This window comes from Neobacillus sp. DFD-2R, assembly GCF_057747865.1.
Genome location: NZ_CM173228.1, coordinates 954,445 through 970,935, shown reverse-complemented (window position 1 = coordinate 970,935; position 16,491 = coordinate 954,445). Strand labels below are relative to the sequence as shown.

The following is a 16,491-nucleotide window of genomic DNA, read 5'->3' as shown; positions in this document are numbered from 1 at the left end:
CAATAGATGTATGAGTAATCCTTATATAAAAAGAAGAAAATACGTTTGAATCCATTTTCTTAAAGGAGTGTTTTTGATGAATAAAAAAAATATGAACGAAAGTACTGAAATTGCCGGCCGCACTTTCCACACAAGTGATTATCAAAAAAATGATTCCCTTTCTTCAGGTCTTGCCACCACCCATGAACAGGTAAGCGATACGTACATGGAAGGGGAAATCGGTGCTGTCATCGATAATGGACCTGAAATAAAGAGTCAGACACAAGAATAAAAATCAGAGAAAACAGCTCTCCATAGCGAAAGCTGTTTTCTTTTTCTCATCATTTATCATCATCCACATATGCATCATGTTCAAATGCCGGTAAATCACCAAAACTTGTCATAATTCCTTCGTCATCAAGGACATCTTCATAGCGTTCATGCTCCGGATTAGGATAAACCTTAATATTTTTCCCATTTATATCATTACCAACAAAATTCTCAAAATCCTCCACATATCCTATATGCTCATCCGCTTCCATATAGATATCATTGTATTCATCCTGCGGGAAGGCCAAATCTGAAGGGGTTTCAGATGTCCCCCATTCTGCCACCTCCTGCCAAGAATCCTCAGCATCATAGGCAACATCTTCATCTTTTTCGTCCATATCAAATTTACCCCACGGCGGCATTAACACACCTTCCTCTACCGGACGATCATGAGAAACGACCTGATCAGGACTATGCTCTTTACAAAAGGTAGTATTAGGCAAAGCTTCTAATCGCTCAATCGGAATCTCTTTACCGCAAACTTCACATTTTCCATACGTTCCGTTTTCCAATGCCTCCAAGGCTCTATCTATATTACTAAGAAGCAATTCATAATGTTCATTTAAGGCAATGTCTTTTTCGCGTTCATATAACTCGGTTGCATCGTCTGCGGGATGATTATCGTAGCTGGATAATTCCCCCATTGATTCATGAGAATGACCGCGCACTAAGCCAAAATGATCATTTTGCTTAAAATGTTCTTCGACCTCAGACTTTTCCTTTAATAATTGTAAGCGAAACTTAGCTAGCTGCTGTGTCGATAGCATATGACAAACCCCTTTCAAATTAGAAAAGCGCAAGCGCCTTCGAAACAAGTAAGACTTGTTCCTCATGCATCTCTCTTAGGATTTTTTCCTCTGTACTCTTATCGTTTCTTTTTATTTTCAATGAATTCGCGATTGATTATGTAATAAATTTTTAATTCCATCAAAATCCTAAAAGTTTCTGTAGTACCAAATGGAATAAGATTTAGTTACTCGTGCAATCTTAATAATTGTAAAAGCATTTAAAAAAAGGCTATGTTACGGCTCATTGTTGATTTGCTCGCTATGTTGATTGGAGCGGAAGGCGCGAGACTCCTCGAAAATGCTATCGCATTTTCTTCGTGCGGTGAGTATTCGTGGAAGCTTATTCAATGTCCTGCGGGAAAAGCAGGTCAAGGGAGACCCCGCAGGCGCTTTGCGACGCCACTGAAAAAGTCCTTTTCTGCTAATAATGAGATTTCCTGCCAACTAAAATCCCAAAAAATTGCGTTTTTCACCATCAAAGTAGGGAGAGGAAAATGGTTTTCATCGATTTTTCAGTCAATAGTGGGGATGGTTTTTTCAGGGAATCACCTATTGCAAAATATCTTGGACTTTTTCAGTGGCCTCCGCTTTGCGCCGAGGAGGCTCCCGACCGCCCGCGGAAAGCGAGTGCCTGGAGCGGAAATCAACAGGCAAGTTTAACAGAGCCTGATAAACAGAAATGAGGGGAACTTGTGGTCAATGAGAACTGGGACAAATTTAAAAAAACTCAAGCCTCACATCAGGGTGAGTACTTAGGAAATGGGAAAAATCAAAAACCCGGCCTTAATGATGCAGAATATAATAACCAGGATAATACCGATAAATCGGTTGGAGCAACTGGCTTCAATTTATAAGCTGTTTTTTCAATAATTGTGAATACAGAAAGGTTGGGGAAGTTCCCCAACCTTTTTTACGAAAAACTGTCCTTTACTTAAAAGGAGGATTTGGATTGGGTGCTTCACAAGAAAAGAACGATATGAAGTGGTGGCAGCTTTCTTTATTTGGGGTAGCCTGTACGATTGGAACAGGTTTTTTCCTTGGATCAAGTCTTGCGATTAAAATGACAGGGCCTTCTATTTTAATTGCCTTTGTGATCGCGGCAATTGGTACTTATTTTGTTTTTGACGCGCTTTCAAAAATGACAGTGCAGGATCCGCAAAAAGGCGGTTTCCGCAGCTACGCTAAAAAAGCCTACGGAAGGTGGGCAGGATTTAGCAGCGGCTGGGTTTATTGGTGTTCGGAAATGCTGATAATGGGCAGCCAAATGACGGCTCTTTCTATTTTTTCACGCTTTTGGTTCCCGAAGGTTCCATTATGGATATTTGCCACAGTCTATGCCGTTCTAGGACTGACGGTTTTATTAATCGGTGTAAAAGTTTTAAATAAAATGGAAAATTTATTGGCAATCCTTAAAATTTCAGCCATATTAATGTTTATCATTATTGCGGCATTGGCCCTGTTTGGTGTGATTGATGGCGACCGTCCCATTCAATATCCAACTAGTACAAAAGATATTTTTCCAAGTGGAATGAAAGGTTTATGGTCCTCGGTCATATTCGCTTTTTATGCATTCGGGGGCATTGAAATACTTGGGTTGATGGCAACAAGATTGAAGGATCCAAATGAAGCGCCAAAAGCAGGGAAAATAATGCTTTCCACTTTAACCATCATCTATGTACTTTCTATTGGACTGGCCGTGCTAATGGCCGCTTGGAGTGCCTTTAATGCGAAGGAAAGCCCTTTTGTTGTAGCATTGGATAATTATCATCTATCCTTTGTGCCGCATATTTTTAATGCTGCTTTAATTATTGCCGGTTTTTCAACTATGGCAGCCTCTCTTTTTGCCGTTACGAGCATTCTTGTCACACTTTCTGAAGAAGGCGATGCGCCGGGGATCTTTTCCAGGAAGGGAAAATTAAAAATCCCTCTTCCTGCCCTGATTCTTACCTTACTTGGGGTTACAGCCTCTATTGTGACAGCCTTAGTGATGCCAAACCGCATCTATGAGTATTTGACTACTGCCGCCGGGTTAATGCTTTTATATAATTGGCTTTTTATTCTTGCTTCATCAATAAAAATTTTAGAATTAAAAACGAAGGATAAAATAAAATATTCTGTTGGAGCCATCTTTATTTTAATCGCTGTTAGCGGAACCCTTTTTCATGATACAAGCAGACCCGGATTCTTTATTAGTTTGGTGTTTATCGGGGTAATTAGTGTGATTACGTTTATCATGAATCGAACATGGAATAAAAAGCAAGTTTTAAAGCCATGGCCCACGGCATAGAAAAGCGGAAGCGCCCGTTTAGCGCACGACAGGACTGGAGCGCTTCGACTGAGATAAAGGAAACACGAATCGCGGTTTTTGCTTTTTCGTGTTGACTTATCGTAGGGAGAAGAGCGAAGTACACTAGTCGCTGGGCGCTGGAGCTAGACAATTCTCAAAGAGTATACTTCTTATCTTTTAAAAGATGCCTGCGACTCCTTCGCCGGCTGTTTTCGTTAAACAAACGTATTTACTGCTTGAAAACCAAAGTATATTCCAAAACCAATCAGTGAAATCCCTGACAATAAAGAAATAGATATGAGTAATCTTGATGTTAAATATTTCCGAAAATTACTTGCAATACCAGCCATCGTAATATCCCAAATTAAAAGCCCAATAAAAATGGCACTGCTATAAAGAATCAACTGGCTGCTTTCATAGGAAGCCGCCGTCTTGGCAAGGACAGAACCATAAATCCCCAGCCAAAATAAAATCGTCAGCGGGTTGGAAATGGACATAAAAAATCCTGAAAAAAATGACTTCACAAGAGGCTCTTTACTTCTTTTTTCCTCAAAGCTCAACTTGCTTGCATTTAAAACAGTCTCAACACCTGTATAAATTAAAACAAAACAACCGAAAAGCCAAAGAAATGTTTTCATCAATGACATTTCAAGGAACTGGATCACACCTATGTAAACGACAAGCATATAAACGGCATCGGCAACAACCGCTCCAACCCCAATAAGCCATGCATGCATAAAGCCATTCCGAATTCCCCTGTCAATTTGAGCCGCATTGATTGGACCAATTGGAGCAGCCAGTGACAGTCCTAGCAAAATATAGCTAAGAAAAACATTCATTCCAATCTCTCCCCCATTTTCGTGTAGAAGCCTGTCTACCCATTTTTATTCAAGAAAAGAGATTTGTACAACAAAAAAATAAAGAAAAGCGGAAGCGCCCGTTTAGCGCACGACAGGACTGGAGCGCTTCGACTGAGATAAAGGAAACACGAATCGCGTTTTTGGCGATTCGATGTTGACTTATCGTAGGGAGAAGAGCGAAGTACACTAGTCGCTGGGCGCTGGAGCTAGACAGTTTTCTTAGTTTAAAAAACTTATACTTTTAAATAAAGAAAACTCGCCGTTTTAGCGAGTCATTAGAAATGATATATTAGTTGGTTTCCGATTTATTTAGATGATCCAGTTTAAAATACTCATCCTCAACTCTTTTATTAAGCAAATGATGTCTTGGTATAGGCATATTAAAAGAATCAATATCGACAATATATTTTGGCCTCTGTTTTGTCTCTTTATAAATTTTCCCAACATACTCCCCTATTAATCCAATCGCAATAAGCTGAAGACCGCCGATTAGCCAGATGGAGGTAATAAGAGATGTCCAGCCTGTTTGGGTATTACCTAAAACTTTAATTGACAAAAAATAAACCCCAAATATGAGACTCATAAAAAAAGAAATACAACCAATTATTAATACAAAGCGAATCGGAGACACCGAAAAGGAAGTGATTCCGTCAAAAGCAAAGGCAAGCATTTTCTTTAATGGATATTTTGATTCACCCGCCTGCCTTTCCTTCCGATCATAGTAAACAACATCTGAACGAAAACCAAGAAGCGGGACAATTCCTCTTAAAAAAAGATTCACTTCATTAAATCGTTCCAATTCTTGAAGTGCCCGTCTGCTCATTAAACGAAAATCGGCATGATTGTAAACAAGGTCAACACCCATTTTTTTCATCATTTTATAAAATCCCTGTGCCGTACTTCGTTTAAAGAAAGTATCTTTTTCCCGGCATTTACGAACACCGTATACGATCTCAAAACCGGCATTAAATTTATCGATAAACTCCCGAATTACGTTAATATCATCTTGAAGATCGGCATCAATTGAGATTACACAATCTGAGGAATCCCTGGCAGTAAATAGTCCTGCTAATAAAGCATTCTGATGTCCAACATTCCTGGACAATTTTAAACCGCGGACATATTCGTTTCGTAGTCCCTCTTTATAGATAATTTCCCATGTATGATCCTTACTTCCATCATCAACAAATAAAATCCGACTGTGATGCGAAATCAGATTTTCATTCACTAGGTCCGTCATTAATTGCTGAAGTTGAAAAATCGTTTCAGGTAAAACGGCCTCCTCATTATAACAAGGCACCACAATGGTAAGAATTGGTTCCATCACTTGCAAATACCTCCGATGTCAATAAATAGTACTATTCATTTAAATTTCACATAATGACAGGAATTTATTCGTTTTGTTCACAAATAATGGAAAATAAATCGCAACCTACTAAATTTTTTTTGTCTGCATAGGATTAAATCAGGGAGAAAATAACAAGGGGATGAATGAATGATAAAAAAAGCTGTTATTCCTGCCGCCGGATTGGGCACACGATTTTTGCCCGCAACCAAGGCACAGCCGAAAGAAATGCTGCCCATTGTAGATAAACCGATGATTCAATACATTATTGAAGAAGCTGTACTTTCCGGAATTGAGGATATCATCATCGTGACCGGTAAAAATAAACGGGCCATCGAAGACCATTTCGATAAATCACTCGAATTAGAAATGCAGTTAAAAACAACGGGAAAGTATAATATGTTAAAAGTTGTGCAAAATATCTCGAATTTGGCAGATATCCATTACGTTCGCCAAAAAGAACCACTGGGGCTGGGCCATGCGATTCTTTGCGCCAAGAAATTTATTGGAAATGAGCCGTTTGCCGTTCTCCTCGGGGATGATATTATTGACAGCGAAACACCTGCATTAAGGCAGATGATAACTAAATTTCAAGATGTCCAGTCAAGTATTCTCGGCTGTAAAGAGGTAACTCGTACAGATGTAGTCAAATATGGAATCGTTGATTATTCCTATTGTTATCAAGACATGTTTAAAGTCCAAAGTCTAATAGAGAAACCTTCAGTTGAAACAGCTCCTTCTACCCAAGCCATTGTGGGCAGATATATTTTAAGCCCTGTAATATTTGAAATGCTGGAAAAGGTAAAACCTGATGCAAAAGGTGAGCTGCAACTAACAGAAGCCATTGATCTATTACTCGCAAGGGAGCCTATTTTTTCATATCTCATTCAAGGAAAACGGTATGATGTAGGAGACAAGTTCGGTTTTTTAAAAGCATCCATTGATTTTGCCTTAAAACGCCCGGACTTAAAAACACAGCTTGAACGGTATTTAATGGAGACATTAATAAATGCCAAAAAAGAGGTTGACTCATAATAGTCAGCCTCTTTTTTTTCTGATGGAAAAGGTGCGTTTATGCTTTTAGTGTTTTACTTTTATATTATTATAATCATTTAAAAGGGTATCGAGCTTTTGACTGCACAGTACAACATATGGGCTGCAATATCCATATTGATGAGCTAAATTTATCATTTCCAGTCTAGTTTCTTCGATATTAGTCAACAGCGAGTCCATGCTTATCTTCATGCCTCTACCCACTTTCTACATTGTACTATACTCATGTTATTAACAATAATTTATTAGTTTTTAGAATTAAAAACAAGTAGAAAAAATAAAAAAATACGACCATTTTGTGAACAATATGATATGAAAATCAAGCGATCCGTTTTATACAAGGCTTTTCCGTCAATAATAGTGGGAGAATCAAGAAATAAGGTGATAATTGTGCCCAACCGTATTTATATTAGCTTTTTGCGATTGCCTCTTTTAATCCGAATTCTAGCGATCGCATTGCTAGTATTCCTGACATTTGGAATATCTATACATTTATTAGAGCCAAAAACATTTCCATCTGTTTTTGACGGAATTTGGTGGGCAATAATAACAGCATCAACCGTCGGTTACGGTGATTATGTTCCTCAATCAATCCTTGGTAGATTAACGGCTGTAATCCTCATTTTGCTAGGCGTCGGTTTCGTTTCATCTTATTTTGGCACATTGGCAGCCGCTGCTGTCACAAAACAGGACGCTTTTTCCGAAGGGAAAATTCCTTTTAAAGGGGAAGGCCATATTATTATTATCGGCTGGAATGAAAGATCCCGGGAGTTAATAACCAAGCTGATAAATTCCAGATATCCGCAAATGATCGTATTAGTAGATGAAACCCTTGAATCGAACCCCGTCCATTCGCGTTTTGTCCATTTTATTCAAGGAAAGGCCCATGTGGATGAAACAATTTTAAAAAGTGATATTGAAAGAGCGGAGAAGGTCCTGATTACCGCAGACCGAGGAAATGATGAGCTTCAAGCTGATATGAACAGTATTCTGACATTACTTACGATTAAAGGCTTATGTCCGCAAGTAAAATGTATCGTCGAAATTTTAACGGCTGAACAAGTAATCAATGCTTTAAGGGCAGGTGCAGATGAAGTCATTCAATCGAATAAATTGACTAGTGTATTTATGGTTAATAGCCTGCATTCCAATGGGGATGGGCTATTATCAGATTTTGTCCATCACCTGCAGGAAAGCAGGTTGTCAGCCCGGACACCCCATGAAGATGATATTGGAAAAACCTTTAAGGATATCTGTCAAGAATTTTTAGCAAAAGGGATATTACTAATCGGTATTAAAAGAGGGGAAGAAACATTTCTAAACCCTTCCCGCTCGTTTAAAATCGAAAAGGACGATTTACTGTTAATTTTCCACTAACCTTAATCGGATAAAAGAATGGTTTCCAGCTCTTGCACCAGGGTTTTACCTATGTCAATATAGCGATCCGGAAAGCCGGCATCCTTATCGACAGGTTCCTGGAATTGATTTAACGTACCGGAAAAGGTCCCGGTGCTGCCTTGATTATCAAGCCCTGCTTCATATTTATGGGACAATAGAAACGGTCTCCCTAACTGTACCGTACAATTTCTTGCATCCAGCTGCCCGTCTATTGATTTAAATGGCAGGCGTAAGAACTGATACCCTTCTTCATCATTAATTTTATAGTCAAATGCACCGTGATCATAATCCCAGTTTCCACCAATCGCATAACCGATTGGTTTTAATTTTTGTTCCAGTTTATACAAATCAAACTGCTTTCCTTCCACCCTTGAAGACAATTCAATCATAATCGGACCCCCTTTATAATAATGGCTCTTTTCGTAAACTTTGTTGCTTTTAAAGCTTAATAAAGTTCAATTACTAAGTTTCTGGGCAATTTCCGCAAATGTTCTTACGAAAAGATGCCACGAAGCTTCTAATTATACGGGTTGATAAACTTATACGAAAAACAACAATCTATGCGAAAATTGCCTTAATCATTACCATTTAGTTTCTCCAAACAAAACAGTTTCATTTATTCATTTCATTGGATTTACCTCATCTGCTCTTTTTAGAGTAGTATTACCAATAAACAAAAAAAGAGTACTGACTAAAACATCAGTACTCTTACAAATTTATTTTAATCGTTTTTCAAGTTCAGCTTTTTTCTCTTCAAATCCGGGCTTACCAAGTAAGGCAAACATATTCACTTTATAGGCTTCCACACCCGGCTGATCAAATGGATTAACCCCAAGTAGGTATCCGCTCATCGCACATGCTTTTTCAAAGAAGTACACAAGGTAACCGAATGTGTATTCATCCATCTCAGGAATTGTAACAATTAAGTTTGGCACGCCTCCGTCTGTATGGGCAAGCATGGTTCCTTGGAAGGCTTTATTATTAACGAAATCTACTGTTTCTCCAGCGAGATAATTTAGACCATCCAGGTCATTTTCAAAAGCTTCAATTTTCAATTCATGGCGAGGCTTTTCCACCTTTATGACCGTTTCAAACAAATCACGACGTCCTTCTTGTACATATTGTCCGAGTGAATGAAGGTCTGTTGAGAAGTTAGCAGAGGAAGGATATATACCTTTTTGGTCTTTTCCTTCACTTTCACCGAATAATTGTTTCCACCACTCTGAAAAATATTGAAGCCCGGGCTCATAATTAATCAACATTTCAATGGTTTTACCTTTGTTATATAACGCATTTCTTACAGCTGCATACTGGTAGGCTGCATTGTCTTCAAGCTCGGAAAGACCAAAGTCTTCTTGTGCTTTTGCTGCGCCTTCCATCATTTTTTCAATATTTGCACCGCTAGCTGCAATTGGAAGTAAACCCACTGCCGTTAACACCGAATAACGGCCGCCAACATCATCCGGAATCACAAAGGTTTCATAGCCTTCTTCATTTGATAATGTTTTTAGTGCGCCGCGTGCTTTATCTGTAGTAGCATAAATTCGTTTGCGTGCTTCTTCCTGGCCGTATTTTTCTTCCAGCAGTTTACGGAAAATACGGAAGGCGATTGCCGGCTCTGTTGTTGTACCTGATTTGGAAATGACATTAATTGAGAAGTCTTTTCCTTCAAGCAGGTCCATTACGTCCCGCATATAGGAAGAACTGATATTGTTTCCGACAAAAATAATTTGCGGAGTTGTGCGTTTTTCCTTTGGAAGTGCATTGTAAAAGCTGTGATGAAGCATCTCAACTGCTGCCCTTGCTCCTAAATAAGAACCGCCAATCCCGATAACAAGTAAAACATCGGAATCGGATTTGATTTTTTCAGCAGACTTTTGAATACGGGAAAATTCTTCTTTATCATAGTTGGTTGGAAGTTCAATCCATCCTAAAAAGTCATTGCCCGCTCCTGTTTTTTCGTGCAGGGAATGGTGAGCAACTTTCACCGCATCCCGTAAATATGTAAGTTCATGTTCTCCAAAAAAGGTTAGTGCTTTTGAGTAATCAAAACGAACGTGTGTCATGCCTGATCCTCCATAAATTTATTTTCAATAACCACTTTATCGAAGTCCGGACCGTTTTTCAAGGAAGGTCTCCAATTGTAAGCGTGTCCATTTTCGATAATTTTTTTACTTTTTGTCGAAATGCAGAAAAAGACATGAACATGCCATGGCCGAGCTATAAGGATGCCCGATAAATGGCTAATACATCTTCCCGATTTAGTTTGGCAAAGTTTCCAAACTCTCCGTTTGCCATTGCTCTATCAGTCATTAAATCAATCTTGCTATCATCAATCTCATAATCAGCTAGACGGGCAGGGGCACCAATGCTATTCCAAAATTCACGTAACTTTTGAATTCCTTCAAGACCTGTTTCTTCTGAAGTTTTTCCTTTAGGATCAACCCCAAACACTCTTACAGCCAGCTGTTGAAAGCGTTCCGGTTTTACGTTGAGGTTATGCTTCATCCAATTCGGGAACAAAATAGCAAGACCGCCGCCGTGAGGGATATCATAAACTGCTGAAACAGCATGCTCAAGATTATGTGTTGCCCAATCACCTTGATAGCCCATATTTAAGATCCCATTTAATGCCATCGTTCCGCCATATAGAATTGTTGCACGGTGTTCATAGTTCTCAAGGTCTGCCAACAATTTCGGTGCTGTTTCCATTACCGTAATCAGCAAGGATTCGCACATACGATCCTGGTACTGAGTATTTTCTTCCAAATGAAAATAATGCTCAAGTACATGCGACATCATATCGACCATTCCATAAATTGTTTGATCCTTTGGTACCGTGAATGTGTTAACCGGATCCAGAATAGAGAATTTCGGATATGTAACAGGACTTCCCCAGCCATACTTTTCATTTGTTTCCCAATTGGTAATAACAGAACCGGCGTTCATTTCCGAACCGGTGGCAGCAAGTGTTAAAACAGTACCAAATGGAAGAGCTTCTTTTGCAATGGCTTTTCTCACAACAAAATCCCATGCATCACCGGCATATTTTGCACCGGCTGCAATGAGCTTAGTACAATCAATCACACTGCCGCCGCCAACTGCCAACAGGAAGTCAATTCCTTCTTTTTTACATAGTTCTATCCCTTTTCGGGCTGTTGTAATTCTTGGATTTGGCTCCACACCCGCCAGTTCAAAAACTTCAGCACCGATTTCCGCTAATAATTTCGTTACTTTTTCATAGAGACCGCTTCGCTTAATGCTTCCTCCACCATAAACGAGTAAAACTTTTTTTCCATAGTTAGGAATTTCAGTCTTTAATTGTTCGAGCTGGTCTTTTCCAAAAATTAATTTTACAGGATTCCAAAAAGTAAAATTTTGCATTGTCAACACCATCCTTTTCAAAATACATTATTATTTAAAATCATTTATATTGCAAAAAACTAGCTTTATATTCCCCTCCAAAAAAGCAAACTACACGGATGAATATTTTACGGACAGTTGACTCAAGTTAATAAATAATTCACTTAAAATGAAGGAGGAACTTATTTGAGTACTATTCAACGCATTGCTTTAGCACTTACCATCATTGGCGCAATTAACTGGGGGTTAATCGGTTTTTTTCAATTTGATCTTGTTGCAGCGATTTTTGGAGGTCAAAATGCTGCAATCGCAAGAATTATCTATGGCTTAGTTGGAATTGCCGGTCTTCTTAATCTTGGACTTCTGTTTAAGGCAAATGAATCATTTGTAAGAGAGCCTGAAACTGATCGGGTTAGGTAATTTTAAAAAAATCCTTGCATCACGATGCAAGGATTTTTTTTGAGTCAGACCCATCCTCTTAATTGAGCGGAGTCTGCCATTTTTCTTACGCCAACCATGTACGCAGCCAGACGCATATCTACTTTATGTTTCTGTGCGGTTTCGTAAATATGGTTGAATGTTCTTACAAGCTTTTCCCGTAATTTTTGTTCGATTTCCTCTTCGCTCCAATAATACCCCTGGTTATTTTGAACCCATTCAAAATAAGAAACGGTTACTTTCCCTAAGCCTGCTAATACATCGGGTACAAGCAATATGCCGCGTTCGGAGAGAATTCTCGATGCTTCCAGTGTTGTTGGTCCGCTGGCTGCTTCTACCACAATTCTAGCTTTTATGCTGTGAGCATTTTCTGCTGTTATTTGGTTTGAGATTGCTGCAGGCACTAAAATATCACAATCTTTCTCAAGCAGTTCTTCATTCGAAATCGTTCCGTCGAATAAAGTGGTAACCGTACCAAAGCTATCACGCCGACTCAGTAAATAATCAATATTTAAACCATCCGGGTCATAAAGGGCACCATAAACGTCAGAAATGCCAACGATTATAGCACCGGCATCATGCATAAACTTTGCCAGATAGCCGCCTGCATTCCCAAAACCCTGTATGATTACCCGGGCGCCCTTTATCGAAATTCGGCATTTCCTTGCGGCTTCTTCAATACATATAGTTACTCCCAAAGCTCCGGCCTTTACCCACCCCTCAGAGCCTCCAAGCACAAGTGGTTTCCCGGTAATAAAGCCGGGGGATCCGTGTTTCCGAAGCTGGCTGTATTCATCCAGCATCCAGGCCATAATTTGCGGATTGGTATACATATCCGGTGCAGGTATGTCCTTCGTAGGACCAACAATTTGACTAATTGCCCGGACGTATCCACGGCTTAAGCGTTCCAGCTCCCCCAATGACATGGTTCGTGGATTACAGATAACACCGCCTTTTCCTCCCCCAAAAGGTAAATCAGCAATCCCGCATTTCAAGCTCATCCACATTGATAATGCTTTTATTTCATCTTCATTTACTTTAGGATGAAAACGGACTCCGCCCTTTGTCGGTCCAACTGCATCATTATGCTGGGCCCGAAAACCGGTGAAAATTTTCGTAGAACCATCATCCATGCGGACGGGAATTCTGACCTGAAGCATTCTTAAAGGTTCTGCTAAAAACTTATACATTTCTTGATTGTAACCGAGTTTTCTTAGTGCATCATTGATAACGATCTGGGTTGAAGTAAGTAAATTTAAATTCTCCTTTTCCTCTCCGCCTTCTACACCGTTTGTTACTTTAGTCCCCATCATTTTGGCACCCCTAGTTATTCTCCCTATTATCCAAGCACTTTGTTTATCCGTTCAATAGCCCAATCCAATTCTTCATTCGTAATAACAAGAGGCGGAGCAAAACGAATGACAGTATCATGTGTTTCTTTACATAATAGTCCTTGCTCTTTTAATTCTTCACAATATTTCCGTGCAGGTTGATCCAGTTCGACACCGATAAATAAACCACGGCCACGGACATCCTTAATCATCGGATTTTTTATTTCTTTTAATTTGTTGATAAAATACTCCCCAAGCTCTTGAGATCTTTCCGCTAATTTTTCATCAATAAGAACGTCAAGGGCGGCAATCGACACGGCACATGCCATTGGGTTTCCGCCAAAGGTAGAGCCATGGGAACCGGGATTAAATACACCTAAAATATCCCTATTTGCCACAACACAAGAAATGGGAAACACTCCTCCGCCAAGTGCTTTACCGAGAATATACATATCAGGCTCGATTTCTTCCCAATCGCTGGCAAACATTTTACCTGTACGTGCTAAACCTGCTTGGATTTCATCGGCAATAAATAAAACATTATTTTCTTTACAAAGTTCGTATGCTGCCTTCATAAACCCTTCCGGAGGAATCACAATCCCCGCTTCACCTTGAATCGGTTCAATTAAAAATGCTGCCGTGTTTGGCGTAATCACAGCTTTTAATGCCTCTAAATCGCCATACGGGATAAGCTTAATCCCCGGTAGCATTGGCCCAAAGCCCCGTTTGTACTCCGGATCCGATGACAATGAAACGGCAGTCATGGTCCGACCGTGGAAATTCCCAACACAAGCTATGATTTCTGCCTGATTCTCTGATATGCCCTTTACATCGTAGCCCCAACGGCGTGCAGCTTTAACAGCCGTTTCAACTGCCTCAGCACCTGTATTCATCGGCAGGACCATTTCTTTGTTCGTTAGGTTACTGACTTTTTCATACCATGGTCCGAGTCTGTCATTATGAAATGCACGGGAAGTCAATGTAACTTTATCGGCTTGGTCCTTCAGTGCCTGAATAATTTTAGGATGGCGATGGCCCTGGTTTACCGCAGAGTAGGCACTTAACATATCCATATATTTATTGCCTTCCGGGTCTTCTACCCATACACCTTCTGCACGCGAGATAACGATTGGAAGCGGAAGATAGTTAGTGGCCCCAAATTTCTCCGTTTGTTCAATCAACATGTTTGTATTTATTTCTGCTGCCATTGATTTTCCTCCATTTCAGGATGGTTATGTATTTATATTTCTATTGTAGCCGAGCAATCAAAAAGAATGAACATTTCAATAAATCTTTTTTTATAATAAGGCTCTGTTAAACTTGCCTGTTGCTTTCCGCTCCAGGCACTCGCTTTCCGCGGGCGGTCGGGAGCCTCCTCAAGCATTAAGCCTGCGGGGTCTCCCTTGACCTGCTTTTCCCGCAGGACATTGATTAAGCTTCCACGAATACTCACCGCACGAAGAAAATGCGATAGCATTTTCGAGGAGTCTCGCGCCTTCCTCTCCAATCAACATAGTGAGTTAAATCAACAATGAGCTTTAACATAACCAATAATAAAAAAAGCCTGGATCCATGCTAAAAAGCAAAATCCAGGCCTTTACGTGTATTACTTCTTAATTAAATCTTCCCGCTGTGATTGGTCAATCCATTCTTGCAGCTTATCTTTTAGTGTATTAAAGCCCTGCTGTCCTTCAACTTCAGGTATAATTGCAGCTGCTTGGCGTTTACGCGGCTGCTTCTTTGGCTTAGCAGCAGCTTGTTGAACAGGAGCTTCTTCAGTGGCACGAATAGACAAGCCGATTTTTCCTGCACCTTCGTCTACAGATAGAACTTTAACCTGTACTTCATCGCCCACTTTAAGATGATCATTAATATCTTTTACATAACCGTGCGTGATCTCAGAAATATGCACAAGACCTTGTGTATTTTCGTCTAATGCAACGAAAGCACCATAGGGTTGAATACCTGTTACCTTACCTGTTAAAATACTACCAGTTGTTATTTTTTCTGACATGAAAACACTCCTAAATAAATTATTATTTTATCTCATATATACGCATTATAATATTATATCACACTATAATGGTTTAATCAAAAAAGCCGTAATAAAATGCGGTTTTAGAAAAACTTAACATAAAGTACAAAATAATTTTCGAAAAAATACAAATACTATGTTAAAATAAATAAAAAGGAAATCTTTAACTAGGAGAGGTGAACAGTATGAACTCAATTGGCCAAACGATTAAAACCTATCGTGAATTGCTTAAAATGACACAAGAAGAACTGTCACAAAAAATTAGAGTTGGAACAAGCACCATTGAAAAATACGAAAATGGAGAACAAATTCCAAGCACTCAGACAATATTAAAATTGTCTACTGTTCTTGATATCCCTGCTTCTGAGTTATTAGGACACGAAAATACCGAAGCTTCCCAGAAATAATTTAGAATTAAAAATGTTTATCATTTCTAAAAGCGGTTACATTTACCGCTTTTTTATTTTATAAATTTTTCGGTATAAAAAAAGGGAAATCTGTCAAACCTTATTTCATAAGGCTTTCTAGTATTCCCCCCTTTTTTGAAGTGGACACCCTTGTTGGTATGTCCACTTTTTTTTATTTCGCCTATAAGGTACAGGTACCACTGTCCTTGATTACTAAAAGTTTATTAGAAATTTTTAGGCAGCTTGCCATTGGAATCATTTTTTCGAATGAAAACTCATAAATTTCTTGAATTCTTTTCGCCAACTGAGCAGGATCATTTAGCTCATGTACAGCTTGAATGGTATCGGCAATTTCCGTGTCATAACTGCCGGTTTTCAATTTAAACGGATCCCATTCATTTAATAGCTCAACATATTGCAGATTAGTTTGAAGCTGACTGTTCATTGTTATAATCTCCTAATAAAATTACATTTGTTAAAGGTATTTTATCATAAAGTGATGAGGGGCTGCGTCAATAAGGAAAACTAACATAATTACCCTTTAACGAAATATGGACTCGGGGGAGGAGGTTTTGTTCCGATGAATATTGCCTCCCAAAAAGTTCTTGTTCCTTGAGGGAGTTTTGTCCTTCAAAGCCTACTTGAAGGACAATTTCCTTGTTCTCTGTGGTGATTTTGTCCTTCAAAGCCTACTTGAAGGACAGTTTCATTGTTCTCTGTGGTGATTTTGTCCTTCAAAGCCTACTTGAAGGACAGTTTCCTTATTCTCTGTGGTGATTTTGTCCTTCAAAGCCCACTTGAAGGACAGTTTCCTTGTTCTCTGTGGTGATTTTGTCCTTCAAAGCATACTTCGAGGACAGTTTCCTTGTTCTCTGTG

The 16,491-nt window shown here is 39.3% G+C and carries 20 protein-coding genes; 8 read left to right on the top strand and 12 right to left on the bottom strand.

Going from position 1 to position 16,491, the window contains the following annotated elements:
* The first annotated feature begins 76 nt into the window (after window positions 1–76).
* Window positions 77–271 carry a DUF4025 domain-containing protein gene (locus AC3ANV_RS04695; RefSeq protein ID WP_488312509.1) on the top strand — a complete coding sequence of 65 codons (195 nt, stop codon included), beginning with the start codon at window positions 77–79 and terminating at the stop codon, window positions 269–271.
* 49 nt (window positions 272–320) lie between these two features.
* Here AC3ANV_RS04695 and AC3ANV_RS04690 read toward each other — a convergent pair whose 3' ends face one another.
* Window positions 321–1,076, bottom strand: a complete 756-nt coding sequence (locus AC3ANV_RS04690; protein ID WP_488312508.1) for a TraR/DksA C4-type zinc finger protein — start codon at window positions 1,074–1,076, stop codon at window positions 321–323.
* 515 nt (window positions 1,077–1,591) lie between these two features.
* Between AC3ANV_RS04690 and AC3ANV_RS04685 the strand changes: the two genes are divergently transcribed.
* The 3 genes from AC3ANV_RS04685 (at window position 1,592) to AC3ANV_RS04675 (ending at window position 3,384) form a co-directional block, all read left to right on the top strand.
* Entirely contained in the window at window positions 1,592–1,780 is a 189-nt protein-coding gene (locus tag AC3ANV_RS04685; RefSeq protein ID WP_488312507.1) for a hypothetical protein, read from the top strand.
* A 9-nt stretch (window positions 1,781–1,789) separates the two neighbouring features.
* Window positions 1,790–1,951, top strand: coding sequence for a hypothetical protein (locus AC3ANV_RS04680; RefSeq protein WP_488312506.1), 162 nt, complete (start codon window positions 1,790–1,792; stop codon window positions 1,949–1,951).
* A gap of 122 nt (window positions 1,952–2,073) precedes the next feature.
* Window positions 2,074–3,384 carry an amino acid permease gene (locus tag AC3ANV_RS04675; RefSeq protein ID WP_488314138.1) on the top strand — a complete coding sequence of 437 codons (1,311 nt, stop codon included), beginning with the start codon at window positions 2,074–2,076 and terminating at the stop codon, window positions 3,382–3,384.
* A gap of 215 nt (window positions 3,385–3,599) precedes the next feature.
* On the opposite strand, the gene AC3ANV_RS04670 is transcribed toward AC3ANV_RS04675, so the two are convergent.
* Both AC3ANV_RS04670 and AC3ANV_RS04665 read right to left on the bottom strand, forming a co-directional pair.
* A complete protein-coding gene (locus AC3ANV_RS04670) occupies window positions 3,600–4,223 on the bottom strand; it encodes a LysE family transporter (RefSeq protein ID WP_488312505.1) in 624 nt (207 codons plus the stop codon).
* Between the two features lie 310 nt (window positions 4,224–4,533).
* A complete protein-coding gene (locus AC3ANV_RS04665; RefSeq protein WP_488312504.1) occupies window positions 4,534–5,571 on the bottom strand; it encodes a glycosyltransferase family 2 protein in 1,038 nt (345 codons plus the stop codon).
* A gap of 168 nt (window positions 5,572–5,739) precedes the next feature.
* On the opposite strand from AC3ANV_RS04665, the gene galU reads away from it, so the two are divergent.
* Window positions 5,740–6,624 carry a UTP--glucose-1-phosphate uridylyltransferase GalU gene (gene galU / locus AC3ANV_RS04660; protein WP_488312503.1) on the top strand — a complete coding sequence of 295 codons (885 nt, stop codon included), beginning with the start codon at window positions 5,740–5,742 and terminating at the stop codon, window positions 6,622–6,624.
* Between the two features lie 45 nt (window positions 6,625–6,669).
* On the opposite strand, the gene AC3ANV_RS04655 is transcribed toward galU, so the two are convergent.
* Window positions 6,670–6,780, bottom strand: a complete 111-nt coding sequence (locus AC3ANV_RS04655) for an aspartyl-phosphate phosphatase Spo0E family protein (protein ID WP_488314137.1) — start codon at window positions 6,778–6,780, stop codon at window positions 6,670–6,672.
* 252 nt (window positions 6,781–7,032) lie between these two features.
* Here AC3ANV_RS04655 and AC3ANV_RS04650 point away from each other — a divergent pair, with 252 nt between their 5' ends.
* Entirely contained in the window at window positions 7,033–8,019 is a 987-nt protein-coding gene (locus tag AC3ANV_RS04650; protein ID WP_488312502.1) for a potassium channel family protein, read from the top strand.
* Between the two features lie 2 nt (window positions 8,020–8,021).
* Here the strand turns inward: AC3ANV_RS04650 and AC3ANV_RS04645 are convergent, their stop codons facing one another.
* From AC3ANV_RS04645 to AC3ANV_RS04635, 3 genes are all read right to left on the bottom strand, one after another.
* Window positions 8,022–8,429, bottom strand: coding sequence for a YugN-like family protein (locus tag AC3ANV_RS04645; RefSeq protein ID WP_488312501.1), 408 nt, complete (start codon window positions 8,427–8,429; stop codon window positions 8,022–8,024).
* Window positions 8,430–8,756: 327 nt separating this feature from the next.
* Window positions 8,757–10,106: a glucose-6-phosphate isomerase gene (locus AC3ANV_RS04640; protein ID WP_488312500.1), complete on the bottom strand. Its 1,350-nt coding sequence runs from the start codon at window positions 10,104–10,106 to the stop codon at window positions 8,757–8,759.
* A gap of 154 nt (window positions 10,107–10,260) precedes the next feature.
* Window positions 10,261–11,424, bottom strand: coding sequence for an iron-containing alcohol dehydrogenase (locus AC3ANV_RS04635; RefSeq protein ID WP_488312499.1), 1,164 nt, complete (start codon window positions 11,422–11,424; stop codon window positions 10,261–10,263).
* A gap of 165 nt (window positions 11,425–11,589) precedes the next feature.
* Here AC3ANV_RS04635 and AC3ANV_RS04630 point away from each other — a divergent pair, with 165 nt between their 5' ends.
* Window positions 11,590–11,823, top strand: coding sequence for a DUF378 domain-containing protein (locus AC3ANV_RS04630; protein WP_488312498.1), 234 nt, complete (start codon window positions 11,590–11,592; stop codon window positions 11,821–11,823).
* A gap of 44 nt (window positions 11,824–11,867) precedes the next feature.
* Here the strand turns inward: AC3ANV_RS04630 and AC3ANV_RS04625 are convergent, their stop codons facing one another.
* The 4 genes from AC3ANV_RS04625 to yugI all read right to left on the bottom strand — a co-directional run bounded on the left by AC3ANV_RS04625 (window position 11,868) and on the right by yugI (window position 15,186).
* Window positions 11,868–13,151 carry a Glu/Leu/Phe/Val family dehydrogenase gene (locus tag AC3ANV_RS04625; RefSeq protein WP_488314136.1) on the bottom strand — a complete coding sequence of 428 codons (1,284 nt, stop codon included), beginning with the start codon at window positions 13,149–13,151 and terminating at the stop codon, window positions 11,868–11,870.
* Between the two features lie 29 nt (window positions 13,152–13,180).
* Entirely contained in the window at window positions 13,181–14,380 is a 1,200-nt protein-coding gene (locus AC3ANV_RS04620) for an ornithine--oxo-acid transaminase (protein ID WP_488312497.1), read from the bottom strand.
* A 32-nt stretch (window positions 14,381–14,412) separates the two neighbouring features.
* The gene (locus AC3ANV_RS04615) at window positions 14,413–14,649 is read right to left on the bottom strand and encodes a hypothetical protein (RefSeq protein ID WP_488312496.1); all 237 of its coding nucleotides are present in this window, start codon (window positions 14,647–14,649) and stop codon (window positions 14,413–14,415) included.
* 129 nt (window positions 14,650–14,778) lie between these two features.
* On the bottom strand, window positions 14,779–15,186 hold the full coding sequence (gene yugI, locus AC3ANV_RS04610) for a S1 domain-containing post-transcriptional regulator GSP13 (protein ID WP_488312495.1): 408 nt from the start codon (window positions 15,184–15,186) through the stop codon (window positions 14,779–14,781).
* A gap of 206 nt (window positions 15,187–15,392) precedes the next feature.
* On the opposite strand from yugI, the gene AC3ANV_RS04605 reads away from it, so the two are divergent.
* Complete coding sequence (locus AC3ANV_RS04605; protein WP_488312494.1) at window positions 15,393–15,614, top strand: helix-turn-helix domain-containing protein; 222 nt, start codon at window positions 15,393–15,395, stop codon at window positions 15,612–15,614.
* A 181-nt stretch (window positions 15,615–15,795) separates the two neighbouring features.
* Here the strand turns inward: AC3ANV_RS04605 and AC3ANV_RS04600 are convergent, their stop codons facing one another.
* Window positions 15,796–16,059, bottom strand: a complete 264-nt coding sequence (locus tag AC3ANV_RS04600) for a DUF1871 family protein (protein WP_488312493.1) — start codon at window positions 16,057–16,059, stop codon at window positions 15,796–15,798.
* Window positions 16,060–16,491 lie beyond the last annotated feature (432 nt).